This window comes from Pseudorhizobium marinum, from assembly GCF_000705355.1.
Taxonomy (GTDB): Bacteria; Pseudomonadota; Alphaproteobacteria; order Rhizobiales; family Rhizobiaceae; genus Neorhizobium; species Neorhizobium pelagicum.
On the sequence record NZ_JMQK01000003.1, the window covers coordinates 264550 to 285332 of the forward strand.

At 63.3% G+C, this 20783-nt stretch carries 19 protein-coding genes; 8 read left to right on the forward strand and 11 right to left on the reverse strand.

Features of this window, described 5'->3' with window-relative positions; genetic code table 11:
* Positions 1-6: 6 nt before the first annotated feature.
* Together EO99_RS0105225 and putA are read right to left on the reverse strand one after the other, a co-directional pair.
* On the reverse strand, positions 7-1167 hold the full coding sequence (locus EO99_RS0105225) for an iron-containing alcohol dehydrogenase (RefSeq protein ID WP_029617589.1): 1161 nt from the start codon (positions 1165-1167) through the stop codon (positions 7-9).
* A gap of 91 nt (positions 1168-1258) precedes the next feature.
* The gene (putA, locus tag EO99_RS0105230) at positions 1259-4951 is read right to left on the reverse strand and encodes a trifunctional transcriptional regulator/proline dehydrogenase/L-glutamate gamma-semialdehyde dehydrogenase (RefSeq protein WP_029617590.1); all 3693 of its coding nucleotides are present in this window, start codon (positions 4949-4951) and stop codon (positions 1259-1261) included.
* A 129-nt stretch (positions 4952-5080) separates the two neighbouring features.
* Here putA and EO99_RS0105235 point away from each other — a divergent pair, with 129 nt between their 5' ends.
* Positions 5081-5542 (forward strand): Lrp/AsnC family transcriptional regulator, encoded by a 462-nt coding sequence (locus EO99_RS0105235; RefSeq protein WP_029617591.1) that lies wholly within the window; start codon positions 5081-5083, stop codon positions 5540-5542.
* Positions 5543-5614: 72 nt separating this feature from the next.
* On the opposite strand, the gene bfr is transcribed toward EO99_RS0105235, so the two are convergent.
* The 5 genes from bfr to EO99_RS0105260 all read right to left on the reverse strand — a co-directional run bounded on the left by bfr (position 5615) and on the right by EO99_RS0105260 (position 12334).
* Positions 5615-6100, reverse strand: a complete 486-nt coding sequence (bfr, locus tag EO99_RS0105240) for a bacterioferritin (protein WP_029617592.1) — start codon at positions 6098-6100, stop codon at positions 5615-5617.
* Positions 6066-6377 (reverse strand): (2Fe-2S)-binding protein, encoded by a 312-nt coding sequence (locus tag EO99_RS28180; protein ID WP_029617593.1) that lies wholly within the window; start codon positions 6375-6377, stop codon positions 6066-6068. Before EO99_RS28180 ends, bfr begins: the two co-directional genes overlap by 35 nt.
* Positions 6378-6502: 125 nt before the next feature.
* Positions 6503-9934 (reverse strand): error-prone DNA polymerase, encoded by a 3432-nt coding sequence (locus EO99_RS0105250; protein ID WP_029617594.1) that lies wholly within the window; start codon positions 9932-9934, stop codon positions 6503-6505.
* Positions 9931-11343, reverse strand: a complete 1413-nt coding sequence (locus tag EO99_RS0105255; protein WP_029617595.1) for a Y-family DNA polymerase — start codon at positions 11341-11343, stop codon at positions 9931-9933. The genes EO99_RS0105250 and EO99_RS0105255 overlap by 4 nt, the downstream gene beginning before the upstream one ends.
* A gap of 40 nt (positions 11344-11383) precedes the next feature.
* Positions 11384-12334: an ImuA family protein gene (locus EO99_RS0105260; RefSeq protein ID WP_029617596.1), complete on the reverse strand. Its 951-nt coding sequence runs from the start codon at positions 12332-12334 to the stop codon at positions 11384-11386.
* 167 nt (positions 12335-12501) lie between these two features.
* Here EO99_RS0105260 and EO99_RS0105265 point away from each other — a divergent pair, with 167 nt between their 5' ends.
* A complete protein-coding gene (locus EO99_RS0105265) occupies positions 12502-12939 on the forward strand; it encodes a metallopeptidase family protein (RefSeq protein WP_029617597.1) in 438 nt (145 codons plus the stop codon).
* 17 nt (positions 12940-12956) lie between these two features.
* Here EO99_RS0105265 and EO99_RS0105270 read toward each other — a convergent pair whose 3' ends face one another.
* Complete coding sequence (locus EO99_RS0105270; RefSeq protein WP_029617598.1) at positions 12957-13163, reverse strand: DUF1737 domain-containing protein; 207 nt, start codon at positions 13161-13163, stop codon at positions 12957-12959.
* The gene (locus EO99_RS0105275) at positions 13160-14068 is read right to left on the reverse strand and encodes an HpcH/HpaI aldolase/citrate lyase family protein (protein WP_029617599.1); all 909 of its coding nucleotides are present in this window, start codon (positions 14066-14068) and stop codon (positions 13160-13162) included. The genes EO99_RS0105270 and EO99_RS0105275 overlap by 4 nt, the downstream gene beginning before the upstream one ends.
* A gap of 110 nt (positions 14069-14178) precedes the next feature.
* Between EO99_RS0105275 and EO99_RS0105280 the strand changes: the two genes are divergently transcribed.
* The 6 genes from EO99_RS0105280 (at position 14179) to EO99_RS0105310 (ending at position 19110) form a co-directional block, all read left to right on the forward strand.
* Positions 14179-14406, forward strand: coding sequence for a hypothetical protein (locus EO99_RS0105280; protein ID WP_029617600.1), 228 nt, complete (start codon positions 14179-14181; stop codon positions 14404-14406).
* A gap of 132 nt (positions 14407-14538) precedes the next feature.
* On the forward strand, positions 14539-15144 hold the full coding sequence (leuD, locus tag EO99_RS0105285) for a 3-isopropylmalate dehydratase small subunit (protein WP_029617601.1): 606 nt from the start codon (positions 14539-14541) through the stop codon (positions 15142-15144).
* 15 nt (positions 15145-15159) lie between these two features.
* A complete protein-coding gene (locus EO99_RS0105290; protein ID WP_029617602.1) occupies positions 15160-15549 on the forward strand; it encodes a RidA family protein in 390 nt (129 codons plus the stop codon).
* A 63-nt stretch (positions 15550-15612) separates the two neighbouring features.
* The gene (gene leuB, locus EO99_RS0105295) at positions 15613-16722 is read left to right on the forward strand and encodes a 3-isopropylmalate dehydrogenase (protein ID WP_029617603.1); all 1110 of its coding nucleotides are present in this window, start codon (positions 15613-15615) and stop codon (positions 16720-16722) included.
* A 376-nt stretch (positions 16723-17098) separates the two neighbouring features.
* Positions 17099-18130 carry an aspartate-semialdehyde dehydrogenase gene (locus tag EO99_RS0105305; protein WP_029617604.1) on the forward strand — a complete coding sequence of 344 codons (1032 nt, stop codon included), beginning with the start codon at positions 17099-17101 and terminating at the stop codon, positions 18128-18130.
* A 167-nt stretch (positions 18131-18297) separates the two neighbouring features.
* Positions 18298-19110 (forward strand): lytic murein transglycosylase, encoded by an 813-nt coding sequence (locus EO99_RS0105310; RefSeq protein WP_029617605.1) that lies wholly within the window; start codon positions 18298-18300, stop codon positions 19108-19110.
* 10 nt (positions 19111-19120) lie between these two features.
* Here EO99_RS0105310 and EO99_RS0105315 read toward each other — a convergent pair whose 3' ends face one another.
* A complete protein-coding gene (locus tag EO99_RS0105315) occupies positions 19121-19795 on the reverse strand; it encodes a carbonic anhydrase (protein ID WP_029617606.1) in 675 nt (224 codons plus the stop codon).
* A 48-nt stretch (positions 19796-19843) separates the two neighbouring features.
* Positions 19844-20713, reverse strand: coding sequence for a pyridoxal kinase PdxY (gene pdxY / locus EO99_RS0105320; RefSeq protein WP_029617607.1), 870 nt, complete (start codon positions 20711-20713; stop codon positions 19844-19846).
* Between the last annotated feature and the right edge of the window lie 70 nt (positions 20714-20783).

Genomic DNA, 20783 nt, shown 5'->3' on the forward strand with positions numbered 1-20783 from the left:
AAGCGCTTACCACGCAGCACGATAGATCGCGGCGGCGTCTGCCTCGGCGAGCTCCCGCGGATTGTTGACGAGCAGCCGCGTCTGCATCATCGCATCGCTGGCCATCTGCGCCAGATGCTCCACGCCGATTCCCACGTCCCGCAGCCGGACCGGCAGACCGAGCCGCCGCGGCAGGTCCGCCAGTTGCTCGATGAAGGCGCTGCACCGCGCTTGCGGTTCCGGTATGGAGGCGAAATCCGGAAAGACGTCGACCGCAAGCTCGGCATAGGCCGACGCCGCCTCCGCTGCGTTGAAGCGCAGGACATGCGGCAGCACGAGCGCATTGGAGAGGCCATGCGGAATGTGGAACCTGCCACCGATCGGATAGGCCAGCGCATGGACGGCGGCGACCGGGGAGTTGGCGAAGGCCTGTCCAGCCAGCATAGAACCGAGCAGCATTGCACCCCGCGCCGGCAGATTGCTTCCGTTGAACACGGCTTCCTCCAGATTGGCCCCGAGAAGACGAAGAGCCTGACGGGCAAGCATTTTCGACATCGGATTGTTGTTGGGGCTTTTGGAGGTATAGGCCTCGATTGCGTGGACCATGGCGTCGATCCCTGTTGCTGCCGTGATCTGCGGCGGCAGGCCGAGCGTCAGGTTCGGATCGAGAACGGCGATGTCCGGCAGCAGGATGGGAGAGGATATGCCGCGCTTCTCCACGCCGCCCACCGTGACGATCGCGACCGGCGTCACCTCCGATCCGGTGCCGGCGGTGGTCGGCACCAGGATCAGCGGCAGGCGCGGCCCCTTGGCATTTCCCACGCCCCACGCATCGGCGATATCCTCGCCCGAACCGAGAAGTAGGGCGGCAACCTTGGCGACATCGAGAGAGGAGCCGCCACCGAAGCCGATGACGCCCGTGACCTCCCCCTGCCGCCCGGCCGCCACAGCCTTCAGGATCGTGTCCAGCGACGGGTCGGCCTCGACCTGATCGAAGACCATGGCCTCTGAACCCGTCGCTTGCAGGGACGCGAGCGGCGCATCGCAGAGCCCGAGAGCTCGAAGCCCGCTGTCGGTCACGAACAGGATGCGGCCTCGACCTGTCGTCCTGGCGATACTGCCGATATCGCTGCCGGCACCGGCGCGAAAGATGATCTGCCCCGCGGTATGAAAGACGAACGGATCCATGGCACTCCCCCCTGCTGAGGCTGCCGGCGGAACCCGCCGACAGCGGCGTCATCAAAGACGCTGTCATCATCCGGTGCAAGTGCCGGCTCGGCTAACCGATCGCCATCAGGCTCGCGTTGCCGCCCGCTGCGGCCGTATTGATCGAGGTCGAGACCTCTTCCAGCATCCAGTTGAGGCAATAGGCGTCAGGGCGATGCATATCGTCGGCGGACGCTGCCTGGACCAGCACCAGCGGACCCGGAAGTTCGGCAATGCGCGTCGTGATGGATCGTATCCGCTCCGCATCGCCCTCGATCAGCGCTCCGGCATAGGGTCCGTCCGCCGCCCAGTCCCTGGACCAGCGAAGCCGGGCGGCAACGGAGGCGGGAAGGCTCTCCAGCGACGCCCTGAAAGGAGCGCCCTCGTCGATGACGGCTGTATTGCCGGTCGCCAGCACCGCAGCGAACTGATGATGGAGCCCGGCTTCCGTCTCCGGCACCAGCAGGATCTGGCCGCGCGCATGCAGGCCGTAGAGGTTGCTCTCGCCGACGGGACCCAGCAGCTGGATGTTCAGCCCGAGCGCGGAGGCGCTTCCCATGCCGGCGGCAGTTTCGGCTTCCGCGGCTTGGCCGCGGCCCTGGAGCCAGCGGACATAATCGTGCAGAGCCGGATCCGTGTGGACCGAGCTGTGTTGCGGCGGAACGGGAGCGGACTGCACGAGGCGCCCGATGTAGAGCGGCCCGCCGGCCTTCGGCCCCGTGCCGGAAAGGCCGCGGCCACCGAATGGCTGCACCCCGACCACGGCGCCGATGATGTTGCGGTTGACGTAAAGATTGCCGGCCCGGATGCGGCTCGTGACATGGGCGATGGTTTCGTCCAGGCGGGTGTGAAGCCCGAAGGTAAGCCCGTAGCCCGTGGCATTGATGTCGTCGATCAACCGGTCCAACTGGTCACGCCGATAGCGGATCACATGCAGCACGGGGCCAAAGACTTCCTTTTCGAGATCCTTCAGCGAGGTGAGTTCGATGATCGTCGGCGCGACGAAGGTGCCGGCTGCCACTTCGCTCGGCATTTCGGTCTGTTCGACCTTCAGCCCCCGCTCGCGCATTGCTTCGATATGATCCTCGAGGGTGCGCTTCGCCTCGGCCGTGATCACCGGCCCGATGTCGACGCTGAGGCGGTCGGTGCGGCCGATCGAGAGCTCTTTTAGGGCGCCCTTCAGCATCGTCAGCGTCCGCTCGGCGACCTCCTCCTGCAGGCACAGCACGCGCAGCGCCGAGCAGCGCTGGCCGGCACTGTCGAAGGCCGAGGCGATCACGTCGCCGACCACCTGTTCGGCAAGCGCCGAGGAATCGACGATCATGGCATTCTGCCCGCCGGTCTCGGCAATCAGCGGAATGGGCTTGCCGCTCGGCAGCAACCGGCCGGAAAGCTGCTTCTGGATCAGCCGCGCCACCTCCGTCGAACCGGTGAACATGACGCCGGAGGTTTCCGCTGCGCCCACCAACGCGGCGCCGATCTTGCCGTCGCCGGGGACGAACTGCAGGACGGCGGCGGGAATGCCGGCCTCATGCATCAGGCGTACCGCCTCGGCTGCGGTCAGAGGCGTTTCCTCCGCCGGCTTGGCGAGCACCGGATTGCCGGCCACCAAGGCCGCTGCGATCTGCCCGGTGAAGATGGCCAGCGGAAAATTCCAGGGGCTGATGCAGACGATGGGGCCGAGCGGCGCATGCGCGGTCCCGAGGGTCCGCCGGGCCTGCTGCGCATAATAGCGCAGGAAATCGATGGCCTCGCGCACCTCGGCAATGGCGTTCGGCAGGGACTTTCCGGCCTCGCGCATGATCAGCCCGAGCAGGATCGGCATGCGCGCTTGCATCAGGTCCGCCGCCCGCTCCAGGTGAGCGGCCCGCTCCGACGCGGACGTTCCGGCCCAATCGGGTGCTGCCTGTGCCGCATGACGGGCGGCGGCCCTGGCTTCCTCTTCCGTCGCCTCGGTGACATGCCCGACGATGTCTTGATGATCTGCCGGATTGGCAACCGGGCGCGGGCTGTCGCTGCTTGCGACACCGGCAATCATGGGCGCCGCGATCCAGTCGAGCGTTGCGCTTCGCTGCAACTCTTCGGTCAGACGCTCCAGGGTGCTTTCGTCGGACAGGTCGAGGCCGGCTGAGTTGCGACGGCCAGAACCGAGAATGTCCTGCGGCAGGGCAATCTTGTCGTGCATGCTGCCGGGCGCGGCCATCGTCCGCACGAGGTCGACCGGATCTGTGGTGAGCTCATCGACGGAAACGGCTGGATTGGCGATCCGGTTGACGAACGACGAATTGGCGCCGTTTTCCAGGAGCCTGCGCACGAGGTAGGCGAGCAGCGTCTCATGCGTTCCGACAGGAGCGTAGATGCGGCACGGACGGTCGAGCTTCTCCTTGCCCACCACCTCGTCATAGAGCGGCTCGCCCATGCCATGCAGGCACTGGAACTCGTAAGTGCCGCGCTGGAAGTCCGGCCCCGCCAAATGGTAGATCGTCGCCACCGTCTGCGCATTGTGGGTGGCGAACTGCGGAAAGATCACATCCGTTGCGGCCAGAAGCTTCTTGGCGCAGGCGATGTAGGAAACGTCGGTGTGCACCTTGCGGGTAAACACGGGAAAGTCAGAGAGACCATCGAGCTGCGCACGCTTGATCTCCGCATCCCAATAGGCCCCCTTGACCAGCCGGACCATGATGCGGTGATTGGAACGGCGGGCGAGATCGATGATGAAATCGAGCACGAAGGGGCAACGCTTGCCATAGGCCTGGACGACGAAACCAATGCCGTCCCAGCCGCTGAGCGCCTCGTCGAGGCAAAGCTCCTCCAGCAGGTCGAGCGACAGCTCGAGCCGATCCGCCTCTTCTGCATCGATGTTGAGCCCGATGTCGTAGGACTTGGCGATCAGCGCCAGCGCCTTCACCTTCGGCAGCAGTTCCTCCATCACCCGCCAGGCCTGCGCCCGCGCATACCGGGGGTGAAGCGCCGAAAGCTTGATCGAGATGCCAGGGCCGTTGTAGACGCCGCGACCGGCGGAGGCCTTGCCGATGGCGTGGATCGCCGTCTCATAGTCCCTGTAGTAACGGGCGGCGTCGCTCGCAGTGGTCGCAGCTTCCCCCAGCATGTCGTAGGAATAGCCGAAGCCGCGCTCCTCGAGCCGTTTCGCCCGCCGTAGCGCCTCCTCGATCGTCTCTCCGGTGACGAACTGCTCGCCCATCATCCGCATGGCCATGTCGACGCCCCGGCGGACGACAGGCTCGCCGCATCGGGCGATCAGCCGCGTCAGCGCGGCGGCAAGGCTGCGGTCGTTGACGGTGGAGGTGAGCTTGCCGGTGACGACGAGCCCCCAGGTCGCAGCATTGACGAAGAGCGAGCGCCCGCCGCCGATGTGGGACTTCCAGTCGCCATGCGAGATCTTGTCGCGGATCAGCGCATCGCGGGTCGCCGCGTCGGGAATGCGCAGCAGCGCCTCCGCAAGGCACATGAGGGCCACGCCCTCCTGGCTGGACAGCGAGTATTCCTGCACCAGACCCTCGATTCCGGAACCCCCGCCCTTGGCGCGCAAGGCCTCGATCAGCTGTCGGCCGGTGGCCTTGATCGTCTGCCGGGTCTGTTCGGGAAGCATGGCCGCATCGGCCAGTGTCTCCACGCATGCGACCTCCGGCAGGCGATAGGCGGACGTGATGGCTTTGCGGAGTGGTCCTTGCGGTCGGACCGGAGGGGCGAAATCGGAAAAGGGTGGTCGGGCTGCGGGGACGTCGGTCTGAAACTGGGTGCTCATCTGAGGATCCGGGGCGAGAGACAGATTTTGACCCGATATTACCTCAAGATATTTCCGCACTATGACTTTTCATGACCCTGTTCGAGGTGATATTCACCTTTCAATGCGGCCATAGAGGTGAATTTCACCATGAAAGTCCCGAAAGAAAGCGAACTTGACACCTACGACCGCAAGATCCTCGAGATTGTCGCGGACGACGGGCGGATTTCGCTGACCGATCTGTCAAATCGCATAGGCCTGTCGAAGACGCCGTGCACCGCACGCCTGAAACGCCTGATCGACGAAAGCTATATCCAGGGCTTCCGGGCCGTGCTCAATCCGCAAAAGCTGGGGCTGGATCACGTGGCCTTCGCGGAGGTCACCCTCTCCGACACCCGTGAAAAGGCACTTCTGGAATTCAATCAGGCGGTGAGCAGGATCAGGGAAGTCGAGGAGTGCCATATGATCGCCGGCCGCTACGACTATCTGCTGAAGGTGCGGACACCGAACATCCGACGCTATCGGGAGATCCTCGGGGAACGCATTTCCAGCCTGCCGCATGTCGCCAGCACGTCGACGTCGGTTGCGATGCAGTCCGTGAAGGAGAGATAGCGAGCGCACGCGCTTCGGCTGCGCTGATCCGGCGACATCAGCAATGCCACCGGATCGGTAGTCTGTAAGGCCTTACTCGGCCGTGTCTGCGGAAACGGCGTTCAGCAGGCCGTAACGCTCCTCGCCGATCTTGCCGAGCAGGTCGAGCTGCGTTTCGAGGAAGTCGATATGACCTTCCTCGTCGGCAAGCAGTTCTTCGAAAAGCTTCATGGAGACATAGTCTCCGACCGCGTGACAGACATCGCGCGAGGCCTTGTAGGCCGTGCGGGCATCGTATTCGCCGGCGAGATCCGCCTCGAGCACTTCCTTGACGTTCTGGCCGATGCGCAGCGGCGCCAGCGTCTGGAGGTTGGGATGGCCTTCGAGGAAGATGATGCGGTCGATGATGCGGTCGGCGTGATGCATCTCCTCGATGGACTCTTCACGCTCTTTCTTCGCCAGCTTGGCAAAGCCCCAGTCCGACAGCAGACGATAGTGAAGCCAGTACTGATTGACTGCGCCGAGTTCGAGGAAAAGCGCCTCGTTAAGCCGCTCGATGACGCTGATTTCGCCTTTCAATGTCCGCTCTCCTGTTTTCTTCGTGGAATTGTTTCAGGCGGGACATATAGTCGATAACTTCCGCTTCCGTCGAGTGGCGGTGAGCGTGATAATCCTCGGTGGTCTTGATGATCAGCTCGACAACATTGGGGAAGCAGCCGCAGCAACGACCGCGCTTGCTCATGGCGTGATACACCTTGGCCGGAACGATCAGCTGCCAGCAGTCCTGGTCCAGGAGCTCGACGATGACCTCGCGGATATCCTTGTCGGTGATGTAATTGCAGCTGCAGACTAGCATTCTCGGTCAACCCATCAAACATGACCCTTAACATCCGCTTTTTGCGAAAGACCACCGCTCCTGTCAAGAAAATTTCGCTCACTTTATGAGTGATCGGTTGCCGCAGCTGTGACGCAAGGCGAGTCCTAGTGGAAATTTCGGCCCCTTGGCATGACGTCCTCCGGCCGCAGATCCAGCTGAGGTTGCCCTCCCTCTACAGTATGGCCTGACGGCTGCCCGTCGCCGTCGGGGCTTCTGCGCTTGCGATAGCTGCCACCGCCGGATCCCAGCGTCTCGTCGGCGCGCGGCGAGCCGAAGCGACGCCCCTCCTTCTGGAGGATGCCGAGCATGGAGGTGATATCCTCGATGTGCTCAACGACCGTATGGATGACGCCATGCATGCTCTGCAAGCGTCCCTGTATCTTCACCAGTCGTGCTCCCATGACGACAGCCCGGTAGCGCTCGAAGGTTTTCGGCCAGACGATCGCATTGGCAACCCCGGTCTCGTCCTCCAGCGTCATGAAGATCACCCCATTGGCCGATCCCGGGCGCTGGCGCACCAGCACCAGGCCGGCAATCACCGTCCTTCGCCCGTTGGGCACCGAAAACAGGTCGACGCTGCGTGTCACGCCCATCCGGATGAAATCCTGCCGAAGGAAGGATGTCGGATGCGCCTTCAGCGACAGCGACAGATAGCGATAATCCTCGATCACCTGCTCTCCGGGCAGCATGTCCGGCAGCTGCGTAACGGGTTCCACCTGCAGCTCGCCCTGCCGCACCTGATCGAAAAGGGGCAGCTTGTCGACGGCCTTCCGGGCATCGAGCCCCCGCACCTGCCAGAGCGCCTCGCGGCGGGAAATACCAAGGGAGCCGAAGGCATCGGCATCCGCCAGCCGTTCGACATCCGCCTTGTCGAGGCCGGAGCGCAGCCACAGGTCGCGGATGGAAGCATAGCCGCACCCACGATTTTCTATCAGGCGCTCCTTGATCACCCGCTCCGAAAGCCCCTTGACCTGCCGCAGGCCCAGCCGCACCGCCTTCTTCGTGCGGATCACCTGGCGCATCTCCCGGTGCCGCGGATCGATCCTGTCGCGCCGGAAGTGTGCCTCTTCCAGGCCGCAGTCCCAGTCGGACAGATTGACATCGACCGGCCGCACCTCGACCCCATGTTCCCGTGCATCGCGCACCAGTTGGGCTGGAGCGTAAAAGCCCATCGGCTGCGAATTCAGCAGCGCAGCGCAGAAGACGTCCGGGTAATAGGCCTTGATCCAGCAGGAGGCATAGACGAGGAGGGCAAAGGAGGCCGCGTGGCTTTCCGGGAAGCCATATTCGGCAAAGCCTTCGATCTGGCTGAAGCAGCGTTCCGCAAACTCCTTGCGGTAGCCCTTCTTCAGCATGCCCTGGATCATGTCGTCCTTGAACTCCTCCACCCGGCCGGAGCGTTTGAAGGTGGCCATCGAACGGCGGAGCCTGTCGGCCTTGGCCGGTGAAAATCCTGCCGCGGTGATGGCGATCTGCATGGCCTGCTCCTGGAAGAGCGGCACGCCGAGGGTCCGCGCCAGAACCGCCCTCAACTCCGGCCGCTCGTAGGTGATTTCCTGTCCCCGATCGCGCTCCTCCCGCCGCTTCAGGTAGGGATGCACCATGTTTCCCTGGATAGGCCCCGGCCGCACGATCGCCACTTCGATGACCAGATCGTAGAACTGTCGCGGCCGCAGGCGCGGCAGCATGCTCATCTGCGCCCGGCTTTCGATCTGAAAGACGCCGATCGTGTCCGCCCGGCAGATCATGTCGTAGACCTCGCCTCTCTGGTCCTGGAGCAGGCCGGCCAGTGTCTCATTCTCCTGGTAATGGCTGCGCATCATCTCGAAGGCCTTCCTCAGGCAGGTCAGCATGCCGAGCGCCAGGACGTCGATCTTCAGGAGCTTCAGCGTGTCGAGGTCGTCCTTGTCCCATTCGATCATGTAGCGGCCGGGCATGGCCGTCTTCATGATCGGCACGACCTCGTCCAGCCGGTCGCGGGTGATCAGGAAGCCGCCGACATGCTGTGTCAGGTGGCGGGGGAACCCCAAGAGTTCGCGGGCATGCGCAATCACCTTGCGGGTCACCGGATCGTTCACGTCGAGCCCGGCCACCTTCGCCTCGCGCTCCGAGATCCCGTCGTCCGACCATCCCCAGACGGTGCTCGACAAAGCCGCCTGCACGTCCTCGGAAAGACCGAAAGCCTTGGCGACCTCCCGCCCGGCCATCCGGGTGCGATAGCTCGTCACCGCCGCCGTCAACCCCGCATGACGATAGCCGTAATGCTGGTAGATATACTGGATGATCTCTTCGCGCCGTTCATGCTCGAAATCGACGTCGATGTCGGGCGGCTCATTTCGTTCGGTCGAAATGAACCGCTCGAACAGGAGGGTCGTGAAGCTGGGATCCACCTCGGTAATCCCCAGACAATAGCAGACGGCCGAATTGGCTGCCGACCCCCGTCCCTGGCAGAGGATCTTCAGGACATGGCGGGCATGCCAGACGATGTGGCGGACGGTCAGGAAGTAAGGCTCGTATTGCATCTCGGTGATCAGCTCGAGCTCATAGCGGATCAGCTGCGCGACCTTGTCCGGGATCTCATCCGGATACCGGTCTCGGGCCCCTTCCCAGGTCAACCTCTCCAAGGTCTCAGACACCGTTTCGCCTGCGACGCTTTCATCCGGATAATTGTGCTGCAGTTCCTCCAGGGAAAAATGAAGCCGACTAAAGAAAATCTCGGTATTGGCCACCGCTTCCGGGTATTTGCGAAACAGACGGGCCATCTCCAGGTCCGGCTTCAGGTATTTCTCCCCGTTCGGAGCCAGGAGAAAGCCCGCCTCCGCCACCGCGACATGCTCGCGGATGGCGGTGACCACATCGGCCAGCGAACGCCGGTCGGGATGATGGTAGAGCGGCTGGTTGGTGGCGAGCAGCGGCAGGCGGTGCCGCTCCGCAAGCCGCGCCAGAATGGCAAAACTCACACTGTCGCGGCCGTCATAGGCCGGCGACAGCGCCAGGAAGAGCGACCCGCCGAAGCGCTGGCGCAGCCGCGGCAGGCGATCCTCCAGAATTTTTCCGTAAGCATCGTCCTCCAGGCGGGCATGATCGGGCACGACGGCGAGCATCATCTCCCCGCCCCATTCGAGGATGTCCCATTCCTCCAGAATGCATTCGCCCTTTTGCGCGCGCAGATTGCCGCGGCTCAACAGGCGGCAGAGATTGCCCCATCCCTTGCGGCTCCTGGGGTACGCGAGAATATCGGGCGTGCCGTCGGCAAAGACCAGCCGCGCGCCCGGCTGGAACCGGGTTGGCTGCATAGCCTCCGGCTCCTCCGGCCTGCGGCCGTGCTGCTGCTGGTGCTGCGCCATCTCCTTCATGTCGCGGACGCGATTGAAGGCCCGCACGACGCCGGCCACGGAGTTGCGGTCGGCAATCCCGAGACCTGCCAGGCCGATGGCCGACGCCTGCTGCACCATCTCCTCCGGTCTGGACGCACCTTCCAGGAAGGAGAAATTGGTCCGCGCGCCGATCTCGAAGAAGGCAGCCGCAGCCGTCATGCAAAGACCCCCTGCACGTACCAGCCGGGCGCCGTGTCCTGATGGTAATGGCCCTTGCGGTAGAGCCACAGGCGCTGGCCGGTCCTTACCTCGAGACGAAAATAATCGCGCTCCCCCGGATCCTCCTCGTCCAGCCACCATTCGGGAGAAATCCGCTCCGGCCCCTCTGCGCGCAGCACCTCGTGAAGGATGCGCCGCCAGCGGAAGCGGAAGGGCGGCCCGTCCGGAACCTCCGCCACCGCCTCGACCCGCTCGGGGTAGCGGAACAGGCGCACGGGCCTGTCGTGGACCTGAAAACCGAAACCGAGATCATCCCGCTTCGACGCGGCAGGCATGTTCAGGGCCGGCTGGAAGACGGACGCCCGCTCCGGGACATGGCTTTGACGCAGCGCGACCCCCTGCAGGACATGGCACCCGAGCCGCGCACTGACCCGGTCGACAAAATCACCCAGTGACGCCGCCTGCTGCCCCTGCCCCTCGAAATCCGTCTGGGTGGATCTGAAATCCTCGTGCCGGAGCACGTTGAGGCGAAGAATCTCGAAACCGAAACCCGCATCGAGATCGTCATGGACCGCCTTGAGGCGTTCCGAAAAGAGGGCGGCAATCCTTTGGGGCTCCCGCAGCGGCTGGGAGGCACCGGCCTCGATCCGGAAGACCTTGCCGTCCACCCGGAAGAGCACCAGTTCGAAGACGCGGCCGCCGGCCCCCCGCGCCTCCAGGCTTGGCAGCAGGAGAAGCGCCACCTGGCCGGCCAGATGCAGGATGTCCTCCTCCGCCCGGATCGGTTCCAGAAGCCGCCGCTCGCAGGACAGCACCGGCACCGGGCGGCGCGGAGAGATCGGCTCCTCCACCCTCCCCATCATCTGGTCCAGCCGCAGCAGGACCTGTGCGCCAAAGCGGCGGGCGAGCGGTGCGCGCGGGAGGGGAAGGATATCCCCGATGCGCTTGAGGCCAAGCTTCCGCAACGCGCCCACCAGATCCTGCTCCAGCCGGAGGGCAGCCACCGGCAGCGGCGCGGCAATCGTTTCCCTTTCCCTGTCGGCCACCACACCGCCATGGCCGAACCGACACACGGCCCAGGACAGGCCGGGCCATCCGGAAATGGCGCCCCTCGCATCGAAACCCATCTGGAACAGCCGCAACATCACGTCGTTCAGCAGCAGCTCCTCGCCACCGAACAGATGGGCGCAGCCGGTAATGTCGAGAAGCAGGCCCTTCTCCCCGTCGATCGCCACCAGCGGCGTGTAGCGGTCGCACCAGTCCGCAATGGCTTCCAGCAGGCTCCGGTCGGCAGCCGGGTTCTCGTCCACCACCTCCACCGACGGATGAATGGCTCGCGCCTCCGCCAGTCCCTGCCCCAGCCTGAGGCCCAGCGTCTCCGACATTTCGTCCAGCGACGTCAGCCGCATGGCATTCTCGTGCCGCCCGGCGCAGAGGATCGGCGGATGCTCAGGACGCCCGGTCGAACGCCAGGAGGGACCCCACTTGAGCCGGGCGATCCGGTCGGTCGACAGATGCGGGAGGACGATCGACAGGATGCGCTGTCCCGGGCGTGACAGAGACAGGGAGGGCTGGTGGACGGGCGAGGAGAAATTGACGGTCACGGGAATTCCACTCCAGGGTGAAAGAGAGCGGAGCCGGATTGCGGCTCTTCTCCAGGGTCAGACGGAAAACGGGATGGCCGAGGCTGCCGCCCAGCATCGAACCATCGGGGAGGCGCCGTTCCAGAGCCGGCGCCGGCTCGGCACGAAAGCGGAAGGCGGCACTGCTTGCCTCTTCATCGCCCGCATGCCGGAGCACGAAAAGCGGCCGCCCCGCCGCCTTTGCTCTGAGAGCAAGCCGCCGGCTTTCGGTCAGGCCGAACCCCGGAAGATTGCCACGGACTTCAAGAATGGTGGCTGCAAGCGCTCTGCTGGCCAGTGCAAGCTCGGCAATCCAGAGGGCGTCTTCCAGCTTTCGCGGCAGGGCAAACAGGAGCTGACCGGGCCTCAGCCCGAACTCCCTCAACCCCAGGGCATAGGGCAGGCCGGCCTCCTGCACGCAGGCCGTATCGCCGATCCACAGGACGGGTTCCCCTGTCGCCTTCTCATCCTTTCCGGGCGATCCCATCAACCGCGACGTCAGCGCCAGAAGAAGAGCCGTTGCGGCACCGGAGTCCCGGAAAAGCTGCGTCCTCACCTCTGTCAGCCCGTCCCGGGGCAGCCCGCCGTCCAGCAGGCAATCCACCTCCTGGACTCCAAAGCAAAACCGGTTTGATGATCCCGCAGCGGCTCCTTCCGCCGCAACGGCAGCGTCAGCCTGTCTGGCCGCTGCCATGGCGGGCAAGGCCTTTCCTTCCAGGCGGGCGATCGTTTCACGCAGGGCAAAAAGTCTCTCCTGCGCCGTGGCATCTTCAGCCATGGCGTCAGCTCCATTCTGTATGTTCTCTTTATGTTCTAATGGATTCCAGAGCTACCCAGAAGAGTCAACAGCCATTTTGGCGCCGACGCCCGTTTGCTCGGGCAGGCTGATGAATCCTCTCGAAAATTTCCTGAAATGAATTATATGAGCTCCCACAAGGAGCATGTATGGCCCGTATTGACCAAACTGACGACTGGCGGGACCGCCACGCGCCCACCATCAGTGCCTTCGAGTCCTTGGCGATCGAAGCCTATGGCAACCTGCCGGAAGAATTCCGGGCGCTGACCACGAACCTGACCATCGAGATCGAGGAATTTCCCGACGACGATATCTTCGAGGACATGGCGCTCGAAACCCCCTTCGACCTGCTCGGCCTCTTTGAGGGACGCGGCATCTCGGAGCGTTTCACCATGGAAACGGGCGAACTGCCGAACCGTATCCGGCTCTATCGCCGCCCGATCCTGGATTACTGGGCGGAAAACGAGGAGACACTGGGCGATATCATCACCCATGTGCTGATCCACGAGATCGGCCATCACTTCGGCCTGAGCGACGACGACATGGAGCGGATCGAGGCCAGCGCCGAGGAAGCCACCGAGCGCTGACCTTGGCCTGAAGCGGCCTACTGCTCGCCGAGCTTGATGTCGGGATGATAATCCTTGCCGTGCACTGTCTTCACGACGGCCTGGCCGCAGTACATCTTGTTCTCGGCGGCGTTGAAGCTGTGGCTGGGCGACCCATGCAGGTCCCAGCCCTTGTTCAGGGCATCCGTGACCCGGTGGCAGAAGGAAGAATCGTCGGGACCTGTGAGGAAACGGTAGACTTTCATGCGCTTGTCTTTCTGCTTTCGATGAGATGCAGCCGGGCGAGAAGCCTTTCGGCTTCTTCCAGATGCAGGCGTTCGACCATCCGGCCGTTGAGGTTGATGACGTTGAGGTCTGCCGTGTTTGGCTGCCGGAAGGCGGCGACGATGGCTTCAGCCTCGGCGATCGCTTCCGGAGCCGGTCCGAAGCTTTCGTTGGCGGCTTCAATCTGTGCCGGATGGATCAGCATCTTGCCGTCGAACCCCATGGCGCTACCCTGGGCGCATTCGACAACAAACCCGTCGGCGTCGCGAAAATCGTTGAAGACGCTGTCGATGACGTCCAGGCCATGTGCGCGCGCAGCCAGGACCACCTGCATCATCCAGGGCACCAGATAGACCCGTCCCGGCTGCGGCGGAACACCCGTTGCCTTGCGCAGATCGTTGAGGCCGATCACCAAGCACTCCAGCCGTCCTCCCGCCTCCCGTGCTGTCGCGGCGATGGCGGCTGCGTTGAGCACGCCCAGTGGCGTCTCCATCATCGCCCAGACCCGCAGGCTTTCCGGCGCGTTCGCAAGCGCTTCGGCCATCTGCCGGATTTCGCCCGGATCCTCCACCTTCGGCAGAAGCACCACATCCGGTTCAAGCTCCAGGACCAGCTCGACATCCTGGCGGCGAAACTGCGAGTCCGCGCCATTGATGCGGATCACCGTTTCCCGCGCCGCAAGCGGCGTCTCCCGAAAGAAACGGCGCAGGTTGTCGCGCGCTTCGGCCTTTTTGTCCGGAGAAACAGAATCTTCGAGGTCGAAGATCACCAGGTCGCAGTCCAGCCCGTGCGTCTTGTCGAGGGCGCGCCGGTTGATCGCGGGCACGCTGAGGCAGGAGCGGCGAGGGGGCGAAACGGGCGCCGAAGGAAAGGTCACGAATGTCATCGCGATTTTGTGACAAGCTTTTCGGCGCGGCGCAATATCGCAACCAGAGGAAAAGCCTTGCAAGGCAGACCGGCAGGGACCACATTCAGGTCCACAGAAAGGTCTGGACCATGCAAAACATTCGTTCGTTCTTCCTTTTCACCACCGGTGTCGCTCTCTTCGCACTGGCTGCTCTGCTGACCGCCTCCCTGACGGTCGCCTTCATGGGCATCGTTGGCGCGATTGCGGCAGGCCGCCTCCTGTCGGCGCGGCTGAAGCCCGTCCCGGTGAAAGCCAAGGCGCAGAAATCCGACCTTCGCGTCTGGAATGACGGCCGCGGGACCATCATCGACCTGTAAGCAGGGTCGACCAGACAAGCCGGGCAGCCTGATTTCAGGCGCCTGGCGTACCGCCTTGGGCCAAAACGGACCTTCAAATCGCTCCCGATTTGCTTTAAGGGCTTCCGCAGACAGTCGATGTGGAGGCAGATCATGGAAAAGTTCGTCAAGCTTACGGGCGTTGCAGCGCCGCTTCCGGTCGTCAACGTCGACACCGACATGATCATTCCGAAGGACTACCTGAAGACGATCAAGCGGACCGGCCTGGGCCAGGGACTTTTCGCCGAGGCCCGTTACAATGAAGACGGGTCGGAAAATCCAGACTTCGTGCTCAACAAGGCCGCCTATCGCAATGCCAAGATCCTCGTGGCCGGCGACAACTTCGGATGCGGCTCGTCGCGCGAGCATGCGCCTTGGGCGCTTCTTGACTTCGGTATCCGCTGCGTGATCTCCACGAGCTTTGCCGACATCTTCTACAACAACTGCTTCAAGAACGGCATCCTGCCCATCGTTGTCAGCCATGACGATCTGGACAAGCTGATGGACGACGCCTCGCGCGGCTCCAACGCCGTTCTGACGGTTGACTTGGAAGCCCAGGAGATCACCGGTCCCGACGGCGGATCCATCCGCTTCGACATCGACCAGGCACGCCGTCATATCCTGCTCGAGGGTCTCGACGACATCGCCAGCACGCTGAAGAGCGAGTCCATGATCGGCAGCTTCGAACAGAAGACGACCGCCCAGCGGCCCTGGCTCTGAGCCGGTCTTCCGCCGATGGTCAAGCGCATCTCCTCAGGCTCCCCTTTTGAAGCCCGCATCGGCTACTCCCGCGCCGTAGTGGACGCAGACATGGTCTATGTCTCGGGCACGACCGGCTATGACTATGCGCGCATGACGATGCCTGACGACGTGGCCGACCAGACGCGAAACGCTTTGGCAACCATCGACAAAGCCCTGCAGGAGGCCGGCAGCAGCCTGAAGGACGTCCTTCGCGTCCGCTATTACATCACCGACATGAACGACTACGACGCGATCGTCGAGGTCCTCGGAGAGGCATTTGCCGAAATCCGGCCGGCGGCCACGATGATCGTCTGCGGCCTGACGACGCCCGAGATGAAGGTCGAGATCGAGGTGACCGCCCGCATCGGAGCCGGAACGTCCTGAATCACAGAAGTCGACCTCCTCCGTGCGGAGGGTTCAGTCGGCCAGTCAGAGGAACACACATACATGACCAAGTCTCTCTTCCTGCTTCCCGGCGACGGTATCGGCCCCGAGGCCATGGCCGAGGTCCGCAAGATCATCGCCCACATGAACAGCGCGATGGACGCCGGTTTCGTCACGGACGAGGGCTTGGTCGGCGGATGCGCCTACGATGCCCATGGCGCCGCGATTTCGGAAGCCGACATGGCCAAGGCCAAGGCCGCGGATGCAGTTCTCTTCGGTGCCGTTGGCGGACCGAAGTGGGATGAGGTCCCCTACGACGTGCGCCCTGAGGCCGGCCTTCTGCGGCTGCGCAAGGATCTGGAGCTGTTTGCCAACCTTCGTCCCGCCATCTGCTACCCGGCGCTCGCCTCCGCCTCGTCGCTGAAGCCTGAACTGGTTGAAGGCCTCGATATCCTGATCGTGCGCGAGCTGACCGGCGGCGTCTATTTCGGCGAACCGAAGACGATCACCGACCTCGGCAACGGCCAGAAGCGCGCCATCGACACCCAGGTCTACGACACCTACGAGATCGAGCGCATCTCCAGTGTCGCCTTCGAGCTGGCCCGTACCCGCAGCAACCGCGTCTGCTCCATGGAGAAGCGCAACGTCATGAAGTCGGGCGTCCTCTGGAACCAGGTCGTGACGGAGACGCACAAGCGCTCCTATTCGGACGTCAAGCTCGAGCACATGCTGGCCGACGCCGGCGGCATGCAGCTGGTGCGCGCGCCAAAACAGTTCGACGTGATCGTCACCGACAACCTCTTCGGCGACATGCTGTCCGACGTTGCGGCCATGCTGACCGGTTCGCTTGGCATGCTGCCGTCCGCGTCGCTCGGCGCCCCCGATGCGATGACCGGCAAGCGCAAGGCCCTCTACGAGCCTGTCCACGGCTCTGCGCCGGACATCGCCGGCCAGGGCGTCGCCAACCCGATCGCCATGATCGCTTCCTTCGCCATGTGCCTGCGCTATTCCTTCAACATGGTTGCGGAAGCGGACCGCCTGGAGAAGGCCATCGCCAACGTCCTCGAACAGGGCATCCGCACCGGCGACATCATGGCCGAGGGCTGCCGCCAGGTCGGCACCGCCGAAATGGGCGATGCCATCCTGAAGGAATTTGCCAGCCTTTCCGCCTGAGGCTTCGAGCATGCAACCTGGCGTCCCGAAAAACGGGACGTCTCCTGAAGCTGGAGGCCCAGATACCCGCTCGTGGGGCGTGGCTGCGGTCTCAGCTTGACTCCGGATCAAAATCTTCTAAAGACCTCACCAAACGGGAAGCATCCTATGAACCGCCGCGAGTTTGACATCGCTGCAGATTTCCAGCCGGCACAGCGTGCCCGACTGAGCGATTGCTTTTCCGCATCCAACACAACCACGGCCAAAAAGACGACGAAAACCGTCTGACGTCTCTGGCCACCGCTCTCTCCCCGGTAAGGCCGGGGACCAGGAAACCGCGATGTTTTGCGGCTTTCCCCCTCACGGATCGAGGAGAGACAGAAAGAGAGCAAAGAGCATGGGTTTCAAGATTGCAGTCGTCGGCGCCACCGGCAATGTCGGCAGGGAAATGCTGAACATTCTCGCCGAGCGCGCCTTTCCCGCCGATGAAGTGGTTGCCCTGGCGTCCTCCCGCTCGCAGGGAACGGAAGTATCCTATGGCGACAAGACCCTGAAGGTCTCCAACCTCGAGAACTACGATTTCTCCGACACCGACATCTGCCTGATGTCGGCTGGCGGCACCATCTCGCAGAAGTGGTCGCCGAAGATTGGCGCGCAGGGCTGCGTCGTCATCGATAACTCATCCGCCTGGCGCTACGACCAGGAGGTTCCGCTGATCGTCCCGGAAGTCAATGCCGACGCCATCACCGGTTTCCGCAAGAAGAACATCATCGCCAACCCGAACTGCTCGACCGCGCAGCTCGTCGTTGCGCTGAAGCCGCTGCACGACTTCGCCAAGATCAAGCGCGTCGTCGTCTCGACCTACCAGTCGGTGTCCGGTGCCGGCAAGGAAGGCATGGACGAACTCTTCACCCAGACTCGCGCCGTCTTCGTCGCCGACCCTATTTCGTCGAAGAAGTTCACCAAGCGTATCGCCTTCAACGTCATCCCGCACATCGATAGCTTCATGGAAGACGGCTACACGAAGGAAGAGTGGAAGGTTCTGGCCGAAACCAAGAAGATGCTCGACCCGAAGATCCGCGTGACCTGCACGGCCGTGCGCGTGCCCGTGTTCATCGGCCATTCGGAATCGGTCAACATCGAGTTCGAGAACGAGATCACCGCCGACCAGGCGCGCGACATCCTGCGCGAAGCACCGGGCTGCCTCGTCATCGACAAGCATGAGGACGGCGGTTACATCACGCCGGTCGAATGCGCCGGCGAAGACGCGACCTATATCTCGCGTATCCGCGAGGACGCGACGGTCGAGAACGGCCTGAACATCTGGGTCGTCTCCGACAACCTGCGCAAGGGTGCGGCGCTGAATGCGATCCAGATCGCAGAGCTGCTCCTCAACCGCGGCCTGATCAAGCCCAAGAAGGCGGCCTGATCGGTTTCGCGAGTCATTCTGCCGGTGCATCTCGTCGATGCATCGGCAGTTGCCGTTTTGATCTCACGAATAATTCACCCGGGATCGGTTGAAGCGCTCGCTGAGAACCCCATAAAGCTTCATTCAACGATTAACGGGGCGACTGCCCAATGGAAGCGAAACAATTCATGATGAATATTCTGCGTGCAGCCACGCTTGTTGCAGCCCTCGTGTCCACGGCCATGCCGGTCGCTGCAGCCCAATGCGGCAATGACAGCGCCGGTTTTGCCAACTGGGTGCAGGACTTCAAGCCGCAGGCGGTTGCAAGCGGCATCCATCCGCAAGCGGTCGAGCAGGCCTTCGCCAACGTCTCCTACAACCGCGACACGATCCGCGCCGATCGCGGCCAGCGCAGCTTCAAGCTCTCCTTCGACCAGTTCATGGAAAAGCGCGGCGGCCCGACAATCATCGCCCGCGGCAAGAAGATGAAGAACACCCACGCCCAGCTGTTGACCGCGATCGAGCGCCGCTACGGGGTGCCGGCCGGACCGTTGATGGCAATCTGGGGCATGGAAACCGGCTTCGGCAGCTTTCTCGGCGATCAGCACACGCTGTCGTCAGTTGCCACACTGGCTTACGACTGCCGCCGCTCCGACTATTTCACCGAACAGCTCTATGCTGCCCTGACGCTCGTCCAGCGTGGCGATCTGAGCCCGGCAGCCCGCGGCGCCGCGCATGGTGAAATCGGTCAGACGCAGTTCCTGCCGGCCAATGTCGTCCGCTACGGTGTCGATGGCGATGGCGATGGCCACGTCGACCTCGTCGGCTCACGCGCCGATGCGCTCGCATCGACCGCCAACTTCCTTGTCGGCCACGGCTGGCAGCCAGGCGCGGGATACCAGCCGGGCGAGCCCAACCACGTGGCCATCCAGGGATGGAATGCGGCAACGGTCTATCAGCAGGCCATCGCCCATATCGGTGCGGAAATCGACGCGCGCTGAAGCGAAGCAATCAGGCGGCAGGTTCCGGATCTGCCGCCGGCATCGTATCCGACGGCCGGAAGAAATCTCCGCTCTTACCGTCCATGACCCAGAGTTCGCCGCTCGAAATATCGAACCAGGCGCCATGCAGCTGTAGCGTCCCCTCGTCCTCCAGGGCGCGGACGTTGGGGAAGGTCCTCAGGTTGCTGATCGAATTCCGGATGGACACGCGCTCCAGCGCCGTCTGACGCTCCGATTGTGTCATCAGGTCATTGCTTTGGATCTGGTGTGCTGCCGGGCGAACGAGCCCCATCCACTTGCCGATGAAATCGCCGGGCGACAGCGGCTCCATGTTGGGATCCAGCGCCGCCTGGATGCCGCCGCAGCGGCCGTGGCCCATGACGACGATGTTGCGGATCTTCAGCACCTGGACCGCGTATTCCAGCGCTGCAGAGGTCGCATGATACTGACCGTCCGGCTCGTAGGGCGGCACCATGTTGGCCACGTTACGAACCACGAAGAGCTCGCCGGGGCCGCAGTCGAAGATCGTCTCGGGTGCCGCCCGGGAATCGCAACAGGCGACGACCAGCGTGTGAGGCGTCTGTCCGGATTCCGCCAGAGTCCGGTAGCGTTCACGCTCGGCTGTATAGCGGCCGCTCATGAACTCAAGGTACCCGTTTAGAAGGCGCTCTGGAAATTGCTGCATGACTTTAGGATTATCCTGAGGTTGTCGTAAGATCAACGGTGGCTGGAGCTACCGTCGCACCCGCTGAAGCGGATGCACGAGGCGCCGCATGTGAACCATCGCCATTGGCGTCATCAGACTTTCGGAGTCCGTCTCCAGCGTGAGCTCGTCACTGCCCCGCTTGGCCGTCCTGGCCAGAATTTCATAGACACTGGCGGTCGCCAGTTGAAGCGCCCGCTCCTCGTCCACGCCCGACAGCAGCCGCGCCAGAAACAGGGCCGACATCAGATCGCCCAGACCGTTCGGCGGATTGTCGATCAGCCTGTGCTCCGCCAGCAGGGCGTGTTTCCCGCTCAGATAGAGATTGCCTGTCCCGCCGGCCATCATCGGCACGGCCGAGGTCACCAGCATTCGCGACGGACCGAGCGCGAGTGCAGCCTCCATGATTGCCGTGTTGCTGTCGAGCGCGCTTCCGGCGAGCCAGGCGAGTTCGTAGCGATTGGGTGTTGCCACGTTCGCCAGGGGCAGCAGTTCATCGCGAATAGCTTCAGCCGTGTCCTGCGGCACGTAGAGACCGCCGAGATCGCCGATCACCGGGTCGCAGACATAGAGGAGATCGGCGTTGCGCTCCCGCAGGGATCGAACCAGCCGGGCGACTGCCCTCGGCTGACCGGCATTGCCGAAATAGCCCGTCAGGACGGCCTTGATTTCTCCGGCCCAGCGCGCCTGTATCAGGTCGTCGATGACCTTGTCGAAATCGTCTTCCGAAAATGTCAGGCGGGTTGAGGGACCATGGCCCGGATGCCAGGGGAGAACCACTGTCGGCAAGGCCCAGACGGGAAATCCCAGTGTCTCCAATGCGAACACGGCAGCGCGGTTTCCCACCGAACCGCGGACCACATGGCTGGAGATGACGATAACCGCGCCGGGATTTTCCATCTTCGCATTTCCGTTTCGGTCCGCTTGATCGTTTTTTCATGCTCGCTTGTCAATAACGCTGATCCATATG

Bases quoted from the DNA above. Each gene is read 5' to 3' on its own strand.
- leuD (WP_029617601.1), top strand. From the start codon at position 14,539: ATGGAAAAGTTCGTCAAGCTTACGGGCGTTGCAGCGCCGCTTCCGGTC.
- pdxY (WP_029617607.1), bottom strand. From the start codon at position 20,713: ATGGAAAATCCCGGCGCGGTTATCGTCATCTCCAGCCATGTGGTCCGC.
- EO99_RS0105275 (WP_029617599.1), bottom strand. From the start codon at position 14,068: ATGACATTCGTGACCTTTCCTTCGGCGCCCGTTTCGCCCCCTCGCCGC.
- EO99_RS0105265 (WP_029617597.1), top strand. From the start codon at position 12,502: ATGGCCCGTATTGACCAAACTGACGACTGGCGGGACCGCCACGCGCCC.
- EO99_RS0105280 (WP_029617600.1), top strand. From the start codon at position 14,179: ATGCAAAACATTCGTTCGTTCTTCCTTTTCACCACCGGTGTCGCTCTC.
- EO99_RS0105305 (WP_029617604.1), top strand. From the start codon at position 17,099: ATGGGTTTCAAGATTGCAGTCGTCGGCGCCACCGGCAATGTCGGCAGG.
- EO99_RS0105290 (WP_029617602.1), top strand. From the start codon at position 15,160: ATGGTCAAGCGCATCTCCTCAGGCTCCCCTTTTGAAGCCCGCATCGGC.
- EO99_RS28180 (WP_029617593.1), bottom strand. From the start codon at position 6,377: ATGCTAGTCTGCAGCTGCAATTACATCACCGACAAGGATATCCGCGAG.
- leuB (WP_029617603.1), top strand. From the start codon at position 15,613: ATGACCAAGTCTCTCTTCCTGCTTCCCGGCGACGGTATCGGCCCCGAG.
- EO99_RS0105260 (WP_029617596.1), bottom strand. From the start codon at position 12,334: ATGGCTGAAGATGCCACGGCGCAGGAGAGACTTTTTGCCCTGCGTGAA.
- EO99_RS0105250 (WP_029617594.1), bottom strand. From the start codon at position 9,934: ATGACGGCTGCGGCTGCCTTCTTCGAGATCGGCGCGCGGACCAATTTC.
- EO99_RS0105235 (WP_029617591.1), top strand. From the start codon at position 5,081: ATGAAAGTCCCGAAAGAAAGCGAACTTGACACCTACGACCGCAAGATC.
- putA (WP_029617590.1), bottom strand. From the start codon at position 4,951: ATGAGCACCCAGTTTCAGACCGACGTCCCCGCAGCCCGACCACCCTTT.
- EO99_RS0105315 (WP_029617606.1), bottom strand. From the start codon at position 19,795: ATGCAGCAATTTCCAGAGCGCCTTCTAAACGGGTACCTTGAGTTCATG.
- EO99_RS0105310 (WP_029617605.1), top strand. From the start codon at position 18,298: ATGATGAATATTCTGCGTGCAGCCACGCTTGTTGCAGCCCTCGTGTCC.
- EO99_RS0105225 (WP_029617589.1), bottom strand. From the start codon at position 1,167: ATGGATCCGTTCGTCTTTCATACCGCGGGGCAGATCATCTTTCGCGCC.
- EO99_RS0105270 (WP_029617598.1), bottom strand. From the start codon at position 13,163: ATGAAAGTCTACCGTTTCCTCACAGGTCCCGACGATTCTTCCTTCTGC.
- EO99_RS0105255 (WP_029617595.1), bottom strand. From the start codon at position 11,343: ATGCGGCTGACGTCGCTGGACGAAATGTCGGAGACGCTGGGCCTCAGG.